The sequence below is a fragment of the Sphingomonas sp. genome, assembly GCF_965200105.1.
Classification (GTDB): Bacteria; Pseudomonadota; Alphaproteobacteria; order Sphingomonadales; family Sphingomonadaceae; genus Solisphingomonas.
The window spans coordinates 804,833-819,290 of the sequence record NZ_CBDATN010000003.1; the positions used below are offsets into that span (position 1 = coordinate 804,833).

Annotated in this window: 17 protein-coding genes; 10 read left to right on the forward strand and 7 right to left on the reverse strand. The window is 70.8% G+C overall.

The window, feature by feature from the left end; genetic code table 11:
* Positions 1-108: 108 nt before the first annotated feature.
* The 3 genes from ntrC to dusB are packed head-to-tail and all read right to left on the reverse strand — an operon-like array spanning position 109 to position 3,619.
* Positions 109-1,542, reverse strand: coding sequence for a nitrogen regulation protein NR(I) (ntrC, locus tag ACOFKX_RS16855; protein WP_419828200.1), 1,434 nt, complete (start codon positions 1,540-1,542; stop codon positions 109-111).
* Positions 1,539-2,636 carry a two-component system sensor histidine kinase NtrB gene (locus ACOFKX_RS16860; protein WP_419828201.1) on the reverse strand — a complete coding sequence of 366 codons (1,098 nt, stop codon included), beginning with the start codon at positions 2,634-2,636 and terminating at the stop codon, positions 1,539-1,541. The genes ntrC and ACOFKX_RS16860 overlap by 4 nt, the downstream gene beginning before the upstream one ends.
* Complete coding sequence (gene dusB / locus ACOFKX_RS16865) at positions 2,612-3,619, reverse strand: tRNA dihydrouridine synthase DusB (protein ID WP_419828202.1); 1,008 nt, start codon at positions 3,617-3,619, stop codon at positions 2,612-2,614. The genes ACOFKX_RS16860 and dusB overlap by 25 nt, the downstream gene beginning before the upstream one ends.
* Before the next feature lie 106 nt (positions 3,620-3,725).
* Here dusB and ACOFKX_RS16870 point away from each other — a divergent pair, with 106 nt between their 5' ends.
* The 3 genes from ACOFKX_RS16870 to ACOFKX_RS16880 are packed head-to-tail and all read left to right on the forward strand — an operon-like array spanning position 3,726 to position 5,916.
* The gene (locus ACOFKX_RS16870; protein ID WP_419828203.1) at positions 3,726-4,874 is read left to right on the forward strand and encodes a bifunctional 2-C-methyl-D-erythritol 4-phosphate cytidylyltransferase/2-C-methyl-D-erythritol 2,4-cyclodiphosphate synthase; all 1,149 of its coding nucleotides are present in this window, start codon (positions 3,726-3,728) and stop codon (positions 4,872-4,874) included.
* Positions 4,865-5,380, forward strand: a complete 516-nt coding sequence (locus ACOFKX_RS16875; RefSeq protein WP_419828204.1) for a hypothetical protein — start codon at positions 4,865-4,867, stop codon at positions 5,378-5,380. The genes ACOFKX_RS16870 and ACOFKX_RS16875 overlap by 10 nt, the downstream gene beginning before the upstream one ends.
* Entirely contained in the window at positions 5,377-5,916 is a 540-nt protein-coding gene (locus ACOFKX_RS16880; protein ID WP_419828205.1) for a CinA family protein, read from the forward strand. Before ACOFKX_RS16875 ends, ACOFKX_RS16880 begins: the two co-directional genes overlap by 4 nt.
* On the opposite strand, the gene ACOFKX_RS16885 is transcribed toward ACOFKX_RS16880, so the two are convergent.
* Together ACOFKX_RS16885 and lipA are read right to left on the reverse strand one after the other, a co-directional pair.
* Positions 5,841-6,338, reverse strand: a complete 498-nt coding sequence (locus ACOFKX_RS16885) for a type II toxin-antitoxin system RatA family toxin (protein ID WP_419828206.1) — start codon at positions 6,336-6,338, stop codon at positions 5,841-5,843. The two genes, ACOFKX_RS16880 and ACOFKX_RS16885, sit on opposite strands and share 76 nt — an antisense overlap.
* 47 nt (positions 6,339-6,385) lie before the next feature.
* Positions 6,386-7,315, reverse strand: coding sequence for a lipoyl synthase (gene lipA / locus ACOFKX_RS16890; RefSeq protein ID WP_419828207.1), 930 nt, complete (start codon positions 7,313-7,315; stop codon positions 6,386-6,388).
* 61 nt (positions 7,316-7,376) lie between these two features.
* Here lipA and ACOFKX_RS16895 point away from each other — a divergent pair, with 61 nt between their 5' ends.
* From ACOFKX_RS16895 to ACOFKX_RS16905, 3 genes are read left to right on the forward strand one after another with little or no spacing between them, the layout of a single operon-like run.
* Entirely contained in the window at positions 7,377-8,009 is a 633-nt protein-coding gene (locus ACOFKX_RS16895) for a carbonic anhydrase (protein WP_419828208.1), read from the forward strand.
* Positions 8,010-8,067: 58 nt separating this feature from the next.
* Positions 8,068-8,499 (forward strand): hypothetical protein, encoded by a 432-nt coding sequence (locus ACOFKX_RS16900; RefSeq protein ID WP_419828209.1) that lies wholly within the window; start codon positions 8,068-8,070, stop codon positions 8,497-8,499.
* Between the two features lie 36 nt (positions 8,500-8,535).
* Positions 8,536-9,138: a Uma2 family endonuclease gene (locus tag ACOFKX_RS16905; RefSeq protein ID WP_419828210.1), complete on the forward strand. Its 603-nt coding sequence runs from the start codon at positions 8,536-8,538 to the stop codon at positions 9,136-9,138.
* A gap of 7 nt (positions 9,139-9,145) precedes the next feature.
* Here ACOFKX_RS16905 and ettA read toward each other — a convergent pair whose 3' ends face one another.
* Positions 9,146-10,828 (reverse strand): energy-dependent translational throttle protein EttA, encoded by a 1,683-nt coding sequence (gene ettA / locus ACOFKX_RS16910; RefSeq protein ID WP_419828211.1) that lies wholly within the window; start codon positions 10,826-10,828, stop codon positions 9,146-9,148.
* Between the two features lie 460 nt (positions 10,829-11,288).
* Between ettA and ACOFKX_RS16915 the strand changes: the two genes are divergently transcribed.
* Complete coding sequence (locus tag ACOFKX_RS16915) at positions 11,289-11,540, forward strand: hypothetical protein (protein WP_419828212.1); 252 nt, start codon at positions 11,289-11,291, stop codon at positions 11,538-11,540.
* A gap of 48 nt (positions 11,541-11,588) precedes the next feature.
* Here the strand turns inward: ACOFKX_RS16915 and hemW are convergent, their stop codons facing one another.
* On the reverse strand, positions 11,589-12,749 hold the full coding sequence (gene hemW, locus ACOFKX_RS16920) for a radical SAM family heme chaperone HemW (RefSeq protein ID WP_419828213.1): 1,161 nt from the start codon (positions 12,747-12,749) through the stop codon (positions 11,589-11,591).
* A 36-nt stretch (positions 12,750-12,785) separates the two neighbouring features.
* On the opposite strand from hemW, the gene ACOFKX_RS16925 reads away from it, so the two are divergent.
* The 3 genes from ACOFKX_RS16925 to ACOFKX_RS16935 all read left to right on the forward strand — a co-directional run bounded on the left by ACOFKX_RS16925 (position 12,786) and on the right by ACOFKX_RS16935 (position 14,316).
* Positions 12,786-13,343 carry a CAP domain-containing protein gene (locus ACOFKX_RS16925; protein ID WP_419828214.1) on the forward strand — a complete coding sequence of 186 codons (558 nt, stop codon included), beginning with the start codon at positions 12,786-12,788 and terminating at the stop codon, positions 13,341-13,343.
* A gap of 41 nt (positions 13,344-13,384) precedes the next feature.
* Complete coding sequence (locus tag ACOFKX_RS16930; RefSeq protein ID WP_419828215.1) at positions 13,385-13,696, forward strand: hypothetical protein; 312 nt, start codon at positions 13,385-13,387, stop codon at positions 13,694-13,696.
* A gap of 365 nt (positions 13,697-14,061) precedes the next feature.
* Positions 14,062-14,316: a DUF6894 family protein gene (locus ACOFKX_RS16935; protein WP_419828216.1), complete on the forward strand. Its 255-nt coding sequence runs from the start codon at positions 14,062-14,064 to the stop codon at positions 14,314-14,316.
* Positions 14,317-14,458: the final 142 nt, after the last annotated feature.

The following is a 14,458-nucleotide window of genomic DNA, read 5'->3' on the forward strand; positions in this document are numbered from 1 at the left end:
CGGCCAGGACGATAAGCGAGATCAGGTTCGACCCCGCCGAGGCCCGACGCGCAGATCGCTTCATGGCTCGGCGCTATCGCGGCATCGCTCCTGCCGTGCTCCCGATCCTCAACGTCCGCGCCGGGCGGCGGCGGGATCGATACCGCGCTCCGACAGCTTCTTGCGCAACGTGTTGCGGTTGATGCCGAGCAGCCGCGCGGCGCGGATCTGGTTGCCCCGTGCCGCCGCGAGCGAGAGGCGGAGCAGCGGCGCCTCGACTTCCGCCAGCACGCGATCGTAGAGCCCGTCGGGCGGCAGCTCGCGCCCGAACGCGGCGAACAGCGCGATCAGGTGCGCCTCCACCGTCGCGGCGAGGCCGTCCGCGCCCTCCGCCGCACCGCCCGCCCCCCCAGCCGACCCGAGCTGGGTCTCGATCGCGTCGAGCCCCACCCGCTCCTCGCGCACCAGCGCCGCCAGCCGCCGCATGAGGTTCTCGAGTTCGCGGACATTGCCCGGCCAGCCATGGCGCAGAAGCCGATCGGTGGCATGCTCGTCGAGCGTCTTGCGCGGCAGCCCGTCGGCGGCGGCGCGATCAAGGAAGTGGCGCGCGAGTTCGGGCACGTCCTCAATCCGCTGGCGCAGCGCCGGCAACTCGATCGGCACCACCGCGAGCCGATAATAGAGATCCTCGCGGAAGCGCCCCTCGCTGACGTCGCGGGCGATGTCGGTGTTGGTCGCCGCGATCACGCGCACGTCGGCGCGGATCGCGCGTGCGCCGCCCACGGTGGTGTACTCGCCCTCCTGCAGCACGCGCAGCAGACGGGTCTGCGCATCCACCGGCATGTCCCCAATCTCGTCGAGGAACAGCGTGCCGCCCGCCGCCTGCTCGAAGCGGCCGGCGTTGCGCTGCGCCGCACCGGTGAAGGCGCCGCGCTCGTGTCCGAACAGTTCGCTCTCGATCAGCTCGCGCGGGATCGCCGCCATGTTGACCGCCACGAACGGCTTGGCCCGCCGCGGCCCGAGATCGTGGATCGCGCGCGCGACCAGCTCCTTGCCCGTGCCCGACTCGCCGAGCACCAGGACGGTAAGGTCGTGGGCGACGACGCGGGCGATCGTGCGGTACACGGCCTGCATCGCGGGCGAGCGCCCGATCAGCGGCAGCTCGTGAACATCCGCCGCGGCTTCGCTGGCCGGATCCCGTGCCTTGGCGATCGCGCCGGCCACCGCGCGCCGCAGTTCGTCCAGGTCGAAAGGCTTCGGGAGATAGTCGAACGCACCGCGCTCGGTCGCGCGCACGGCGGTGGCGAGCGTGTTCCGCGCCGACAGGACGATGACCGGCAGGCCGGGGTGGAGCGCCGCGATCTCCGGCACGAGATCGAGGCCGTCGCCGTCGGGCAGCACCACGTCGGTCACCAGCACGTCGGGGCCGAAGGGGCCGATCACGCGCCTGAGCTCTGCGATCGAGGCGGCGGTCTCGACGACATGGCCCTCGCGGCGGAGCGCCTCGCGCACCACGGTGCGGATCGCGGCGTCGTCGTCCACGACGAGCACGCGCGTCGTCATCGCACGTCCCTGGCACGGGGCAGCAGCAGGCGGAGCACGGTGCACCCGGCGTCGCGGCGATACTGGACGATGCCGCCCATCTCCTCGACCAGCTTCTCGACGAGCGCGAGGCCGAGGCCGGTCCCGTCGCGCTTGGAGGTGACGAAGGGATCGAACATGTGCGCGGCGATGCCCTCGGGCACGCCCGGCCCGTCGTCGATGACCGCCAGCTCGATCGGCAGCGCCAGCCTGTCGCCGCCACCCAGCCGCGCCACCGACAGTCCTTGTCGATAGGCGGTGCGAAGCGTGATCGCGCCGTGCCGACCGGCCGCTTCGGCGGCGTTCTTGAGCAGGTTGACGAGGATCTGCACCAGCGCGTCGCGGTTGCCCATCACGTCGGGCAACGAGGGATCGTAGAGTTCGCGGATCGTCATGCCTGCGGCGAAGCCCGCCGCCGCCAGCTCACGGACCTGGCCGAGCACGGTATGGATGTTGAGCGGCTCCAGCGCGCGCGTCCGCGTGTCGGTCAGCCCTTCCATGCGATCGATCAGCCTGGCGATGCGGTCGACTTCGTCGCGGATCAGGCGGGTGAGCGCGGCCTGCCCGGCGTCGGCCCCTGACTCGAGCAGCTGCGCCGCACCCCGGATGCCGGAGAGCGGGTTCTTGACCTCGTGCGCCAGCATCGCCGCCGCCGCCGCCGCCGGCAACGCGCGTCCCCGCCGATCGGCGAGGCGCGCGCCGAGATCGTGGCTGGCGTGGCCGTGGATCGCGACGATCCGCCACCCCGCGCGATCGGGGAGCGGCGAGACCGCCATGTCGCCGCTGTACGGGCGCGCTCCGGGCAGCGTCATGGCGAGATCGTAGGCGGCGATCGGCTGGTCCGGGGCGAGCGCCGTCAGGGAATGTCCGATCATCGCGGTGATCGGCGCGTCCACGATTCCGGCGCGCGCCAGGTTGAGCAGCGTCTCCGCCGCAGGATTGCAATCCCGCACCAGGCCCTCCTCGTCGATGACGAGGATCGCGGTGGGCAGCGCGGCCAGGAGCTCCGCGGCGGCGGGGCCGTCCGCGTCGCCACGTCGGCCGGGCGGAGTCAGGCGGCGGCCCGCGTGCGCCACGGTCGATAGAATTCGTCGAGCATGGCGAGCACGCGGTCCGCGTCGGGCTCCTGGTTCACGGCGTTCCTGAACTCCGCCGATCCCGTCAGGCCCTTGGTGTACCAGCCGATGTGCTTCCTTGCCATGGCGACGCCCGTTACCTTGCCGTAGTGCGAGAGCATCGCCTGATAATGCTCAACGATCACCGCATATTGTTCGTCGAGCGACGGCTCGGCGAGGGTCTCGCCGCGGGTCAGACGGCGCATCGTCTGGGCGAGCAGCCAAGGCCGCCCATACGCACCGCGCCCGATCATCACGCCGTCGGCGCCGGATTGCGCCAGCGCCTCCGTCGCATCGCCCGGCGAGCAGATGTCGCCGTTGACGATCACCGGCACCGACACCGCGTCCTTCACACGCCGTACGAAGCGCCAGTCGGCGGCGTCGCGGTACATCTGGCAGCGGGTGCGGCCGTGCACCGTCACCATGCGGACGCCGAGATCCTCCGCGATCCGCGCGAGTTCGGGCGCGTTGAGGCTGGCATGATCCCAGCCCATCCGCATCTTGAGCGTGACGGGAACGGACACCGCCTCCACCACGCCCCGGATGATCGCGGCGGCGAGCGTCAGGTCGCGCATCAGCGCCGAGCCCGCTTCGCCGTTGACGACCTTGCGCACGGGGCAGCCCATGTTGATGTCGACGATCGCGGCGCCGCGATCCTGCGACAGCCGCGCCGCCTCTCCCATCTCATAGGGGGTGCAGCCGACGAGCTGCATCGACACCGGGTCCTCGATCGGATCCCAGGCGAACTTCTGGAGCGACTGGCGCGTCTCGCGGATCGCGGCCTGGCTGGCGACCATCTCCGTCACGTTGAGGCCCGACCCGTAGCGCCGCACCAGCGTGCGGAACGGCCGATCGCTGACGCCCGTCATCGGGGCCAGGATCACCGGCGTCTCGATCGTCACCGGCCCGACTGCGATCGGACGCAGGAGCGGCTGGAAAGTCATGTCACGCATCTGCCCAGAAAAGAGGCACGCGCTAACCCGTCCGCCCCCCGACGGCAAGTGCGTGTCGCATTGCGGGTGTCGCCGCGGCGCGCTAGGCGCTCGCGTGATGAGCACGGTCGTCGCGTTGATCGTCGCCGGCGGCTCGGGAAGCCGCGCGGGTGGCGACGTTCCCAAACAGTATCGCGATCTCGGCGGCGCGACGGTGATCGCACGGGCCTTCGACGCATGCGAAGGAGTACCGATCCACATCGTCCATGGCGAGGGACATGGCGCCATGCTGGCGGCGGCGCTCGCCTGTCGCCAGCCCGCCTCCACCACCACCGGTGGCGCGACGCGCCGCGCCTCGGTGCGCGCCGGGCTGGAGGCGATCGCGGCGGCGGGCGGCGCGGATCTCGTGCTGATCCACGACGCCGCGCGGCCCGGCCTTCCTCCCGCCGTGATCGGGCGGCTGACGGCGGCGCTGGCGGAGGCGGACGGCGCGGTGCCGGTCCTGCCGGCGGTCGACACGCTCGTCCGCCTGCACGGTGGCCATGTCGGCGCGACGGTGCCGCGCGACGGCCTGGCGCGCGTCCAGACGCCGCAGGCGTTCCGCTTCGCCGCCATCCTCGACGCGCATCGTCGCTGGGCGGAGGAGGAGGAACCCACCGACGATGCGCAGGTCGCGCGCGCCGCCGGGCTGGTCGTCGTGGCGGTCGAGGGAGACGCGGCGTTGGAGAAGATTACCCACGAGGCCGATTTCGCCGCCGCCGAGGCGCGCGTGGCGGCCACGCTCGTCTCGCGCACCGGCATGGGCTTCGACGTCCACGCCTTCGCGGAGGGTGACCACGTCATGCTCTGCGGCGTCCGCGTGCCCCACACGGCCGCGCTCGCGGGGCACAGCGACGCCGATGTCGGGCTGCACGCGATCACCGACGCGCTGCTCGGCGCAGTCGGGGACGGCGACATCGGCCATCATTTCCCCCCGTCCGATCCACGGTGGAAGGGCGCGGCGTCCGGCCAGTTCCTCGAACATGCCGCCGACCTGATCCGCACGCGTGGCGGCGAGATCGATCATGTCGACTGCACGATCATCTGCGAGGCGCCCAAGGTCGGCCCGCATCGCGAGACGATGCGCGCCGAGGTGGCGCGCCTGTTGCGGGTGCCGGTGGCCCGGATCAGCATCAAGGCCACGACGACGGAGCGGCTCGGCTTCACCGGGCGGGGAGAGGGCATGGCGGCGCAGGCGGTGGCGACGGTGCGGATACCGTGCGCCTGAGGCGGTTCACGACGATGCTCGCGGCGACGGCGGCGATCACGACGCAGGCCGACGCGGCCTGCCTTACCCGTGACGAGGCGAGGACGCTGCTCTCCGTCGCGCTGCCCGACGCGATCGAGGGGCTGGCGACCCGATGCGGCACGGTGCTTCCGCCGCAGGCCTTCCTACCGAGCGAAGGCGCGGCGCTCGCCGCCCGCTACCGCCGCGAGGCTCCGGCGGACCCGATCCGCGCCCGCCACGCGATCGAGGTGGCGAGCGGCCAGGATCTCTCCTTCCTCGCCGACGACGACACGGTCCTGAAGCTCGCGCACGACATCGTCGCGAAGGCGATCCGCGCGCGCGTCCACCCCGACGACTGCGCGACCGTGGACGGGCTGGTGGCGCTCGCCGCGCCGCTGCGTGCCGATGCCATGGCCGAGGCGATCCTGCTCGCGCTCCAGTTCGCCGGATCGGAAGCGGTTCCCGGCTTCAGCATCTGCCGCCCCGACGAGGCCCCGACACGATGACCGACGACAATCTGCCCGAACCGCTGCTGGCGCTCGCCCGCCGCGTCATCGAGGAGAACCGCGCCGCCGGGCTTCGCGTGGCGACGGCCGAGAGCTGCACCGGCGGTCTCGTCACCGCCGCGTTGACCGAGATCGCCGGCTGCTCGGACGTGGTCGAAGGCGGCTTCACCAGCTATTCCAATGCCTTCAAAACGCAGCATCTCGGCGTCTCGGAGGATGTTCTGGAGACGTTCGGCGCGGTATCGGTCGCCACCGCCTGGGCGATGGCGCAGGGCGTGCTCCACCGCACCCGTGCCGACGTCGCGGTCGCGGTGACGGGTATCGCCGGGCCGGGCGGCGGTAGCGAGAGGAAGCCGGTCGGCACCGTCGTCTTCGCCCGCGCGTCCCGCGACGGCGATCCCGAGGACGTGACCGCCGATCTGCGCGAGTTCGGCGATATCGGCCGTGCCGCGATCCGCCGTCAGGCGGCGCTCTGCGCGCTGGAACTGCTGTTGCCCGGCGCGACGATGGCCTCCGACGAGGACGGCGAGCCGTAGAGCGCCGCCGCGCGCGCCTCGAATGCGCCGATCATCTTCCTCAGCGCGCGATCGAACACCTGCCCTGCCAACGCCTGGAAGATGCGCGAGCGGAACGCGAAGTCGACCGAGAAATCGATGCAGGTGCCGCCGGCCCCGTCGGCGCGAAAGCGCCAGATGTTACGCAGATGCTCGAGCGGACCATCGACATATTCGACGTGGATGCGCTGCGGCCGCTCCTTCGCCACGCGCGAGGTGAAACGCTCAGAGAGTCCCTTGAAGCCGACCACCACCTCGGCCACGAGTTCGGTCTCGCCTTGCGACCGCACGCGCACCGCCGACACCCAGGGCAGGAACTCGCCATAGCGGCCGACGTCCGCGACCAGGTCGAACATCTGCTCGGGCGTATAGGGCAGCCGCCGCGTCTCGGCGTGACGGGGCATGTCGGATCAGCAGCTTGCGGAATATCGCCGCAAAGGCACGGCAAACATCACCGCGCGCTCGACAGCTTCGCCTCGCGCGCGGCGCGCAGCTTCGAGAAATCGTCACCGGCGTGATAGCTGGAGCGCGTGAGCGGCGAGGCGGCGACGAGCAGGAAGCCCTTCGCGCGGGCGATCGCCGCATAGGCCTCGAACGTCTTGGGGGCGGTGAACTCGATCACCTTGGCATGACGCGGGGTGGGCTGGAGATACTGGCCCATCGTCAGGAAATCGATGTCGGCGGAGCGCATGTCGTCCATCACCTGATGAACCTCCAGCCGCTCCTCGCCGAGGCCCGTCATCAGCCCGGACTTGGTGAAGATCGACGGATCGTGCCGCTTCACGCTCTCCAGCAGCCGCAGCGACGCGTAGTAACGCGCGCCCGGCCGGATCGTGGGGTACAGCCTCGGCACGGTCTCGAGATTGTGGTTGTATACGTCGGGCCGTGCCGCGACGATCGCCTCGACGGCGGCCTGCGCCTTATTGCGGAAGTCGGGCGTCAGGATCTCGATGGTGGTCGCGGGGGTGGTGCGGCGCAGCGCCTCGATCACGCGCACGAACTGCGACGCCCCGCCGTCGGGCAGGTCGTCGCGATCGACGGAGGTGACGACGATATGCTCCAGCCCGAGCTCGGCGGCGGCGTCGGCGGTGTGCTGCGGCTCCAGCGGATCGACCGCGCGCGGCATCCCCGTCTTCACGTTGCAGAACGCGCAGGCGCGGGTGCAGGTGTCGCCGAGGATCATCACCGTCGCGTGCTTCTTGGTCCAGCACTCGCCGATGTTGGGGCAGGCGGCCTCCTCGCAGACGGTGGCGAGGCCGAGCCGTCGCATCAGCCCCTTGGTCTCGGCGAAAGCGGCGCCGGCGGGCGCCTTGACGCGGATCCAGTCGGGCTTGCGAGCGCGTGCGGGGAGCGAAGCGGCGGCCATGTCGTTCATGATCATGGAGATAGCGTTCCCTGCCCCCACTTGCCAGCCCCGCGCCGCGGGCGCTACGCCGCGCGTCATGTCTCCGCTCGCTCAGCTTCTCGAAGGTTATGACCGCTTCCGCCGCGATGGGTGGGAGGTCCAGCGCCGGCGCTGGACCGCGCTCGCCGAGGGTCAGAGCCCCCGCGTGCTGGTGATCGCCTGCTCGGACAGCCGCGTCGATCCGGCGACCGTCTTCGACACCTCGCCGGGCGAGATCTTCGTCGTCCGCAACGTGGCCGCGCTGGTGCCTCCGTTCGAGAGCGACGGATCGCATCACGGCACCTCGGCGGCGATCGAGTTCGCGGTGACGCAGCTCAAGGTCGCCGAGATCGTGGTAATGGGGCACGAGTTCTGCGGCGGCTGCAAGGCCTCGCTCACCCGCGCCTTCGCCGATGCCGAGCCCGGCGCCGGCGGCTTCGTCGCCAACTGGGTGGCGTTGCTCGACGAGGGCCGTGATCGGGTGACGGCGGCGCACGCGTCGGGCGAGGCGGCGGAGCGCGCGATGGAGCAGGAGGCGGTGGCGGTCAGCCTCGCGAACCTCCGAACCTTTCCGTTCGTCGTCGAAGCGGAAGCGGCGGGACGGCTGCGGCTGCAGGGCGCGTGGTTCGCGATCCGGGATGGAGTCCTGCGCCTGCTCGACGAGGCGAGCGGACGGTTCGAGCCGGCCTGAGCGAGCAGGAACCGGGAACGCCGCCGGAACGTTCGCGCGGAATCTCGGAGGATAGCTGATGAAGACTCTCGCGTTCGCCGCCGCGCTGCTCCTCGCGTCTGGCCCGCTCGCCGCGCAAACCGCGGAGCCGCACCAGACCGACCCCAACCAGCCTTACAACGACGGCTCGGCGGAGGCGTCGGCTTCGGTGGCACCCGGACAGGTGGCGCCGGGCGCCGATCCCGGCACCGCGTCGGCGAACCTCGACGTGCGCGGCAACATCGCGGCGCAGAACGCGGTCAACGGCGCCAACCAGGCGCAGTATCAGGCGGACCTCGCCAGCTACGACGCGCAGCTCGCCGCGCATGGCCAGCAGGCGTCGCGCTATGCGCGCCAGCGCCGCGCCTATGCGGACGCGATGGCGGCGTGGCGCATCCAGGTCGATGCCTGCCGGCACGGGCATCAGGCGGCGTGCAGGGCACCGGCACCCGATCCGGCCAACTTCTACTGATTTCCGGGCTACTTTGGGGCGTGGTATCGTGACGCCATGAACGATCCCCGCCCCGTCGGCCTGCCGGAATGGGCAGAAGTCGCGAATGAAGTTCCGCTCCCGCTCAGGCTGAGGGTGGAGGACTATATCCTGCTCGACAATGCCGGCGCGTTCCAAGGCTATGCGCGCACCGAGCTGCTCGGCGGAGAGATCGTCTACATGAATGCGCAGCATCGCCCGCATTGGCGCACCAAGATGGCGGTGTACGATGCGCTACGCGACGCGATCAGGGCGGCGGGGCTGACGCTGACGCCGTTCACCGAAGGCAGCGTCGCGATCCCGCCGGCGGATATGCCGGAGCCCGATGTCGCGGTTACGAGCGAGCCGGACGGCGATGGTTATGTTCCGGTCGCCTCCGTCGTGTTGGTCGTCGAGGTCTCGGACGCGAGCCTCACCTTCGATCTCGGTCGCAAGCGCGCCCGCTACGCTCTCGCCGGCGTGCCCGAATACTGGGTGGCAGACATCAACGCCCGTGTCGTTCATCAGTTCTGGGTGCCCACGGGCGAGACCTACTCCGAGCGGCGCCTCGTTCCGTTCGGCGAGCCTGTCGAGGCGGCCACGATCGCCCGCCTCTCGATTCCGACGACGCGCCTCGGCTGACGCGCGCTCAGCGCGTCAGCTTCTTGTACGCCCCCGCCCCCGGCCGATCGGCGGCATCGCCGAGCCTGCGGCGCTTATCCTCCTCGTAAGCTTCGAAATTGCCCTCGAACCACTCGACCTGGCCGTCGCCCTCGAAGGCGAGGATGTGCGTCGCCAGCCTGTCGAGGAAGAAGCGATCGTGGCTGATGACCACGGCGCAGCCGGCGAAATTCTCCAGCGCCTCCTCCAGCGCGCGCAGCGTCTCGACGTCGAGGTCGTTGGTCGGCTCGTCGAGCAGCAGCACGTTGCCGCCCTTGGCTAGCATCTTGGCCATGTGGACGCGGTTGCGCTCGCCGCCCGAAAGCTGGCCGACCTTCTTCTGCTGGTCGACGCCCTTGAAGTTGAACGCGCCCACGTAAGCCCGCGAGGCGACCTCGTGCTTGCCGAAGACGAAGCGTTCGTTGCCGCCTGACACCTCCTCCCAGACATTCTTGTTGGCGTCGAGCGTGTCGCGTGACTGATCGACATAGCCCAGCCGCACCGTCTCGCCGATCTTGACCGATCCGTCGTCGGGCTGCTCCTGCCCGGTGATGAGCTTGAACAGCGTCGACTTGCCCGCGCCGTTGGGCCCGATCACGCCGACGATGCCGCCCGGCGGCAGCGTGAAATCGAGCCCGTCGAACAGCGTCTTGCCGTCGAAGCCCTTCTTCAGCCCCTTCACCTCGATGACGTTGCCGCCCAGCCGCTCGGGCACCTGGATGAGGATCTGCGCCTTGCCCGGCCCGCGCTCGGCCTGCCGCTGGACCAGCTCGTCGAAGGCGCGGATGCGAGCCTTGCTCTTGGTCTGGCGCGCCTTGGGGCTCTGCCGGATCCACTCCAGTTCCTGCGAGATCGCCTTCTGGCGGCCCTCCTCCTCGCGCTCTTCCTGGCCCATGCGCTTGGCCTTGGCTTCCAGGAAGCCCGAATAGTTGGTGTTGTAGGTGTAGTAGCGGCCGCGATCGAGCTCGAGCACCCAGGTCACGACATTGTCGAGGAAGTAGCGATCGTGGGTGACGAGGATGACGTTGCCCGGATAGTCGATCAGGTGCCGCTCCAGCCACGCGACGCTCTCGGCGTCGAGATGGTTGGTCGGCTCGTCGAGCAGCAGGATGTCGGGCTTGGCGAGCAGCAACTGGGTCAGCGCCACGCGCCGCCGCTCGCCGCCCGACAGGCTCTCGACGCTGCTGTCGCCGGGAGGGCAGCGCAGCGCCTCCATCGCGATCTCGAGCTGGTTGTCGAGCGTCCAGCCGTCGACCGCGTCGATCTTCTCCTGGAGGACGCCCATCTCCTCCATCAGCGCGTCGAAGTCGGTATCGTCCTTCGGGTCGCCCATCTCGGCGGAGATGGCGTTGAAGCGATCGACGAGGTCGGCGGTGGCGCGCACGCCGTCGCGGACGTTGCCCATCACCGTCTTGGTCGGCATCGAGCGGCGGCTCCTGGCTGACAGGTAGCCGACGGTCGTGCCCTCGGCCGCCCACGCCTCGCCCGAATACTCGGTGTCCATGCCCGCCATGATCTTCATCAGCGTCGACTTGCCGGTGCCGTTGACGCCAATGATCGCGATCTTGGTGCCGGGCAGAAACTGGAGGCTGATGTCCTTGAGCACGGGCTTGGGGGCGCCGGGGAAGGTCTTCGTCAGGTTCTTCATGACGAAGCTGTACTGGACGGCCATGATGGGTCGCTCGCGGGTTACGGGTGTCGGGTTCGCCGCGCGATGTAGGCGGTGGGGGAGCGGTTGGCAAACGAGCGCCGCCGGTCGGACAGGCTTCGTTCGCGGCGCCGAAATCGACGAAGTCGACACAACGTCACCCCCCGGTCCGCTCCTCCCTGCCCTTCGCGGGCATCCGACGGGCTCTGTGCTCCGACGCGATCCGTGCACGCGGAAGCGCGGCGGATCGCGACGTGTTCGGCAAGATCGGGGCCCTGAGCGGTCTCCGGCGGCAGCGGGGACGGATCAGCTATAGGCTCGTATCCGACACGTGAGGCGGCTTGCCCCCCATCCTCGGCAGTACGGTCCACTCGTCGAGAGGGCAGGGTTCACGTCGCGCATTCATGGGCGAATGAAGCTGATCTGGGTCATGCGTCGGAAGGAGGCCGGTCCGTTGTCGTCTCCCGCGGAGGAGAGACCGACCGTGCGCGCCACGATCCTTCTGTTCCATCCGGATTTCGCCAAGTCCAAGGCCAACCGGGCGCTGCCCGACGCCGCGCAGCGGCTGGAAGGCGTCACGCTGGGCCTCGCTTCAGCCGGGGATCAGCTCGGCGCCCGCGCTTCACCGCGTCGCCGACCGGCGAGGTGGGTGGCGACGACTGCGGAACCGGTGGCGCTGTCGAGGATCAAGCAATTGAGTGAGGCTCTGCGGCATGGCGGCCGCTCCGTCCCCTAGCCGGGCTTCGATGCAAGGCCGAAACGTCGCGATGCGGAAGGCCGTCTCCTAACGAACCAGTGCGGCCAGGATCGCGTCGAGGAGGAGGATGCCGCCCTCGCTAACGACCAGCCGGTCGCCCGTGCGCGCGACGAGGCCGTGCCCCGCCAGCCGCGCGACGGCGGCCTCGTCGACGATGTCGACGACGCGCGCGTCGGCCTCGTCCGCGATGGCGGCGAGATCGACGCCGTCCGTGAGCCTGAGCCCCATCAGCAGCGCCTCGCGCGTGCGGGTCGCAGCGTCGAGCGGCTCCTCGCCGGCGAGGCCGTGGCCGTTGCGCGCCACCGCCGCGAGCCAGTTCTCGGGTTTCCTGTGGCGCGTGGTGGCGGCGCGCCCGCGCCGGCCGTGCGCGCCGGGGCCGACGCCGAGATAGTCGCGATAGCGCCAGTAGGCGAGGTTGTGCCGGCTCTCCGCGCCGGGTGCGGCGTGGTTGGAGACCTCGTAGGCCGGGCGCCCCGCCGCCGCCGTGGCCGCGCGCGTCGCCTCGAACAATGCGGCGCCGAGATCGGGATCGGGATGCGCGAGCGCGCCGCGCGCCGCCATCGCGGCGAAGCGCGTGCCGGGCTCGATGGTGAGCTGGTAGAGCGAGAGATGCTCGGTGCCGAAGGCGAGCGCGCGGGCGAGTTCCGCCTCCCACGCCGCCTCGTCCTGTCCGGGGCGCGCGTAGATGAGGTCGATCGAGACGCGGCGAAACGCGGCCTGCGCGACGTCGAGCGCGGCGAGGCTCTCGCCCAGCGTGTGGACGCGGCCGAGGAAGGCGAGCGCCGCGTCGTCGAGCGCCTGGAGGCCCAGCGATACGCGGTTGACGCCGGCCGCCGCCAGCGCGTGGAAGTTCGCCGCCTCCACCGACGAGGGGTTGGCCTCCAGCGTGATCTCGATGCCGGGCGCGAAGCCCCAGTGCCGCTCGGCCGCGGCCAGCACGCCGGCCACCGTCTCGGGCGCCATCAGCGAGGGCGTGCCACCGCCGAAGAAGACCGAGCCGAGCCGCCGGTCGGGCGTCAGCGCCGCCTCGTGGGCGAGATCGGCGTCGAGCGCGCGCGCCCACGCCTGCTCGTCCACGTGCGCGCGGACATGGCTGTTGAAGTCGCAATAAGGGCATTTGGCGACGCAGAACGGCCAGTGGACGTAAAGCGCGAGATCGGCCGAGGCCGGGGAGGGCGCGGCGTACATCCTCCGGTCATGATCGGCAGCGAACATTCGCTTCCTATGGCCATGCCCGTCCGCCGGCGCCAGCGTGCGCGCACCGTCCTCGCGCTGTGCCTGCCGCTCGCCGGCTGCGTGCCGCGCGCCGCCATACCGCCCGCGCGGCCGATCGCGCCCGCTCCGGCGCCTCCCACACCGGCTCGCGCCACGCTGCGCCAGGCGATGATGTCCGTCCATGCCGGCGCGCGCGCGCAGGTGGGGCTGCCCGCGCTCGCGTGGGACGAGGCGCTCGCCAGCGACGCGCAACGCTGGGCGGACGCGCTCGCCCGCGCGCACGCCTTCCGCCACGCCGCGCAGGAGGCGGAGGGCGAGAACCTGTGGATGGGGACGCGCGGCGCGTTCAGCTACGCCGATATGGCGGGTTACTGGGTGGGCGAGCGCCGACGGCTCGCCGCGCCGCGCCGCGGGGCCGTCGGCTGGCACGATGTCGGCCACTACACGCAGATCGTCTGGCGGGACACGCGGCGGCTGGGCTGCGCCGTCGCCAGCAACGCGCGCGACGACGTGCTGGTGTGCCGCTACTGGCCGGCCGGCAATGTCGAGGGGGAGCCGGCCTACTAGTTGCGCGCGACGCCAGCGATGTCCTCGTCGTGCTCTCGGGCATGGCGACCCGCCACAAGGGCATGGCGGACGGCGGGCGGCAGATCATGGCCTTCTTCATTTCCGGCGACCTCTGCGACGTCGAGGTGTTCGTGCTCGACAGGATGGATCATGGCACCGACGCGATCACCCAGACCGAGGTCGCGTTCATTGCGGCCGACACGATGCGCGCGTTGCTGATCGAGATGCAGGGCCTCACCCAGGCGCTGTGGTGGAGCATGATGACCGGCACGGCGGTGCCGCGCGAGCGCACCGTCGATCACGACCGCCGCGACGCACGCGAGCGGCTGGCGCACCTCTCTACGAGCTGCTGATCCTCCACCGCATGGTGGGATGGCGGACGACGACAGCTATCTGCTGACGCTGACGCAGGAGGAGCTGACGAGGCTCACCTCCGTTCAGGTCAACCGCATCATGCAATCGCCGCGCGCCGACGGCCTCATCCAGCATCGTCATACGACGTCGCCGTACTCGCCGCCGCCGCGCTCAAGCGCGCCGCCCGCTTCGAGTCCGGCTACCTACACCTGCGCCGCGCCGGGTGGCGACCCGGCGATCGGCGGGCGAACCAGCGACCCGGGCTCGCCCGAGGCAAGGGCCGACGCCGCGACCCGAGTTAACCTGCGTAAACGACGAGGCGGATGGGCTGTCGCTATGAACCAGCTCTCCCAAGGGATAGGCCATGCCGCGCTACTTCTTCCACTCCGCAGACGGCGAACGCAGCTACGACGAGGAGGGCGTCGAACTCGCCGACGACGAGGCCGCCCGGAACGCGGCGGTCGGCTATGCCGGCGAGGTGCTGCGCTACGGCGGCAGCGAGCTGTGGGACCACGGCCAGTGGCGCGTGGAAGTGACCGATCAGGAGCACCAACTGCTGTTCACCGTCATCACCCTGGCGGTGGACGCCCCGGCGCGGCCCCGCCGTTCGAGCACCTAGCGCGGCTCAGCCGCCCGACCCGCCCGCGATTCGGCCCGTCCCGCGCATCCGCGGCGTGCGCGGCGGCCTCGGGACCGTCGCGGTGAATGGTGAGATCGTGGCCGACGGGGCTCGCGCTCCATTCGGCCCGTCCGCTAGTGCC

What these genes read in the sequence shown, in the direction of transcription:
- ntrC (WP_419828200.1), bottom strand. Translation starts at nt 1,542, where the DNA reads ATGACGACGCGCGTGCTCGTCGTGGACGACGACGCCGCGATCCGCACC.
- dusB (WP_419828202.1), bottom strand. Translation starts at nt 3,619, where the DNA reads ATGACTTTCCAGCCGCTCCTGCGTCCGATCGCAGTCGGGCCGGTGACG.
- ACOFKX_RS16870 (WP_419828203.1), top strand. Translation starts at nt 3,726, where the DNA reads ATGAGCACGGTCGTCGCGTTGATCGTCGCCGGCGGCTCGGGAAGCCGC.
- ACOFKX_RS16880 (WP_419828205.1), top strand. Translation starts at nt 5,377, where the DNA reads ATGACCGACGACAATCTGCCCGAACCGCTGCTGGCGCTCGCCCGCCGC.
- ACOFKX_RS16885 (WP_419828206.1), bottom strand. Translation starts at nt 6,338, where the DNA reads ATGCCCCGTCACGCCGAGACGCGGCGGCTGCCCTATACGCCCGAGCAG.
- lipA (WP_419828207.1), bottom strand. Translation starts at nt 7,315, where the DNA reads ATGATCATGAACGACATGGCCGCCGCTTCGCTCCCCGCACGCGCTCGC.
- ACOFKX_RS16895 (WP_419828208.1), top strand. Translation starts at nt 7,377, where the DNA reads ATGTCTCCGCTCGCTCAGCTTCTCGAAGGTTATGACCGCTTCCGCCGC.
- ACOFKX_RS16900 (WP_419828209.1), top strand. Translation starts at nt 8,068, where the DNA reads ATGAAGACTCTCGCGTTCGCCGCCGCGCTGCTCCTCGCGTCTGGCCCG.
- ACOFKX_RS16905 (WP_419828210.1), top strand. Translation starts at nt 8,536, where the DNA reads ATGAACGATCCCCGCCCCGTCGGCCTGCCGGAATGGGCAGAAGTCGCG.
- ettA (WP_419828211.1), bottom strand. Translation starts at nt 10,828, where the DNA reads ATGGCCGTCCAGTACAGCTTCGTCATGAAGAACCTGACGAAGACCTTC.
- hemW (WP_419828213.1), bottom strand. Translation starts at nt 12,749, where the DNA reads ATGTACGCCGCGCCCTCCCCGGCCTCGGCCGATCTCGCGCTTTACGTC.
- ACOFKX_RS16925 (WP_419828214.1), top strand. Translation starts at nt 12,786, where the DNA reads ATGGCCATGCCCGTCCGCCGGCGCCAGCGTGCGCGCACCGTCCTCGCG.
- ACOFKX_RS16930 (WP_419828215.1), top strand. Translation starts at nt 13,385, where the DNA reads ATGGCGACCCGCCACAAGGGCATGGCGGACGGCGGGCGGCAGATCATG.
- ACOFKX_RS16935 (WP_419828216.1), top strand. Translation starts at nt 14,062, where the DNA reads ATGCCGCGCTACTTCTTCCACTCCGCAGACGGCGAACGCAGCTACGAC.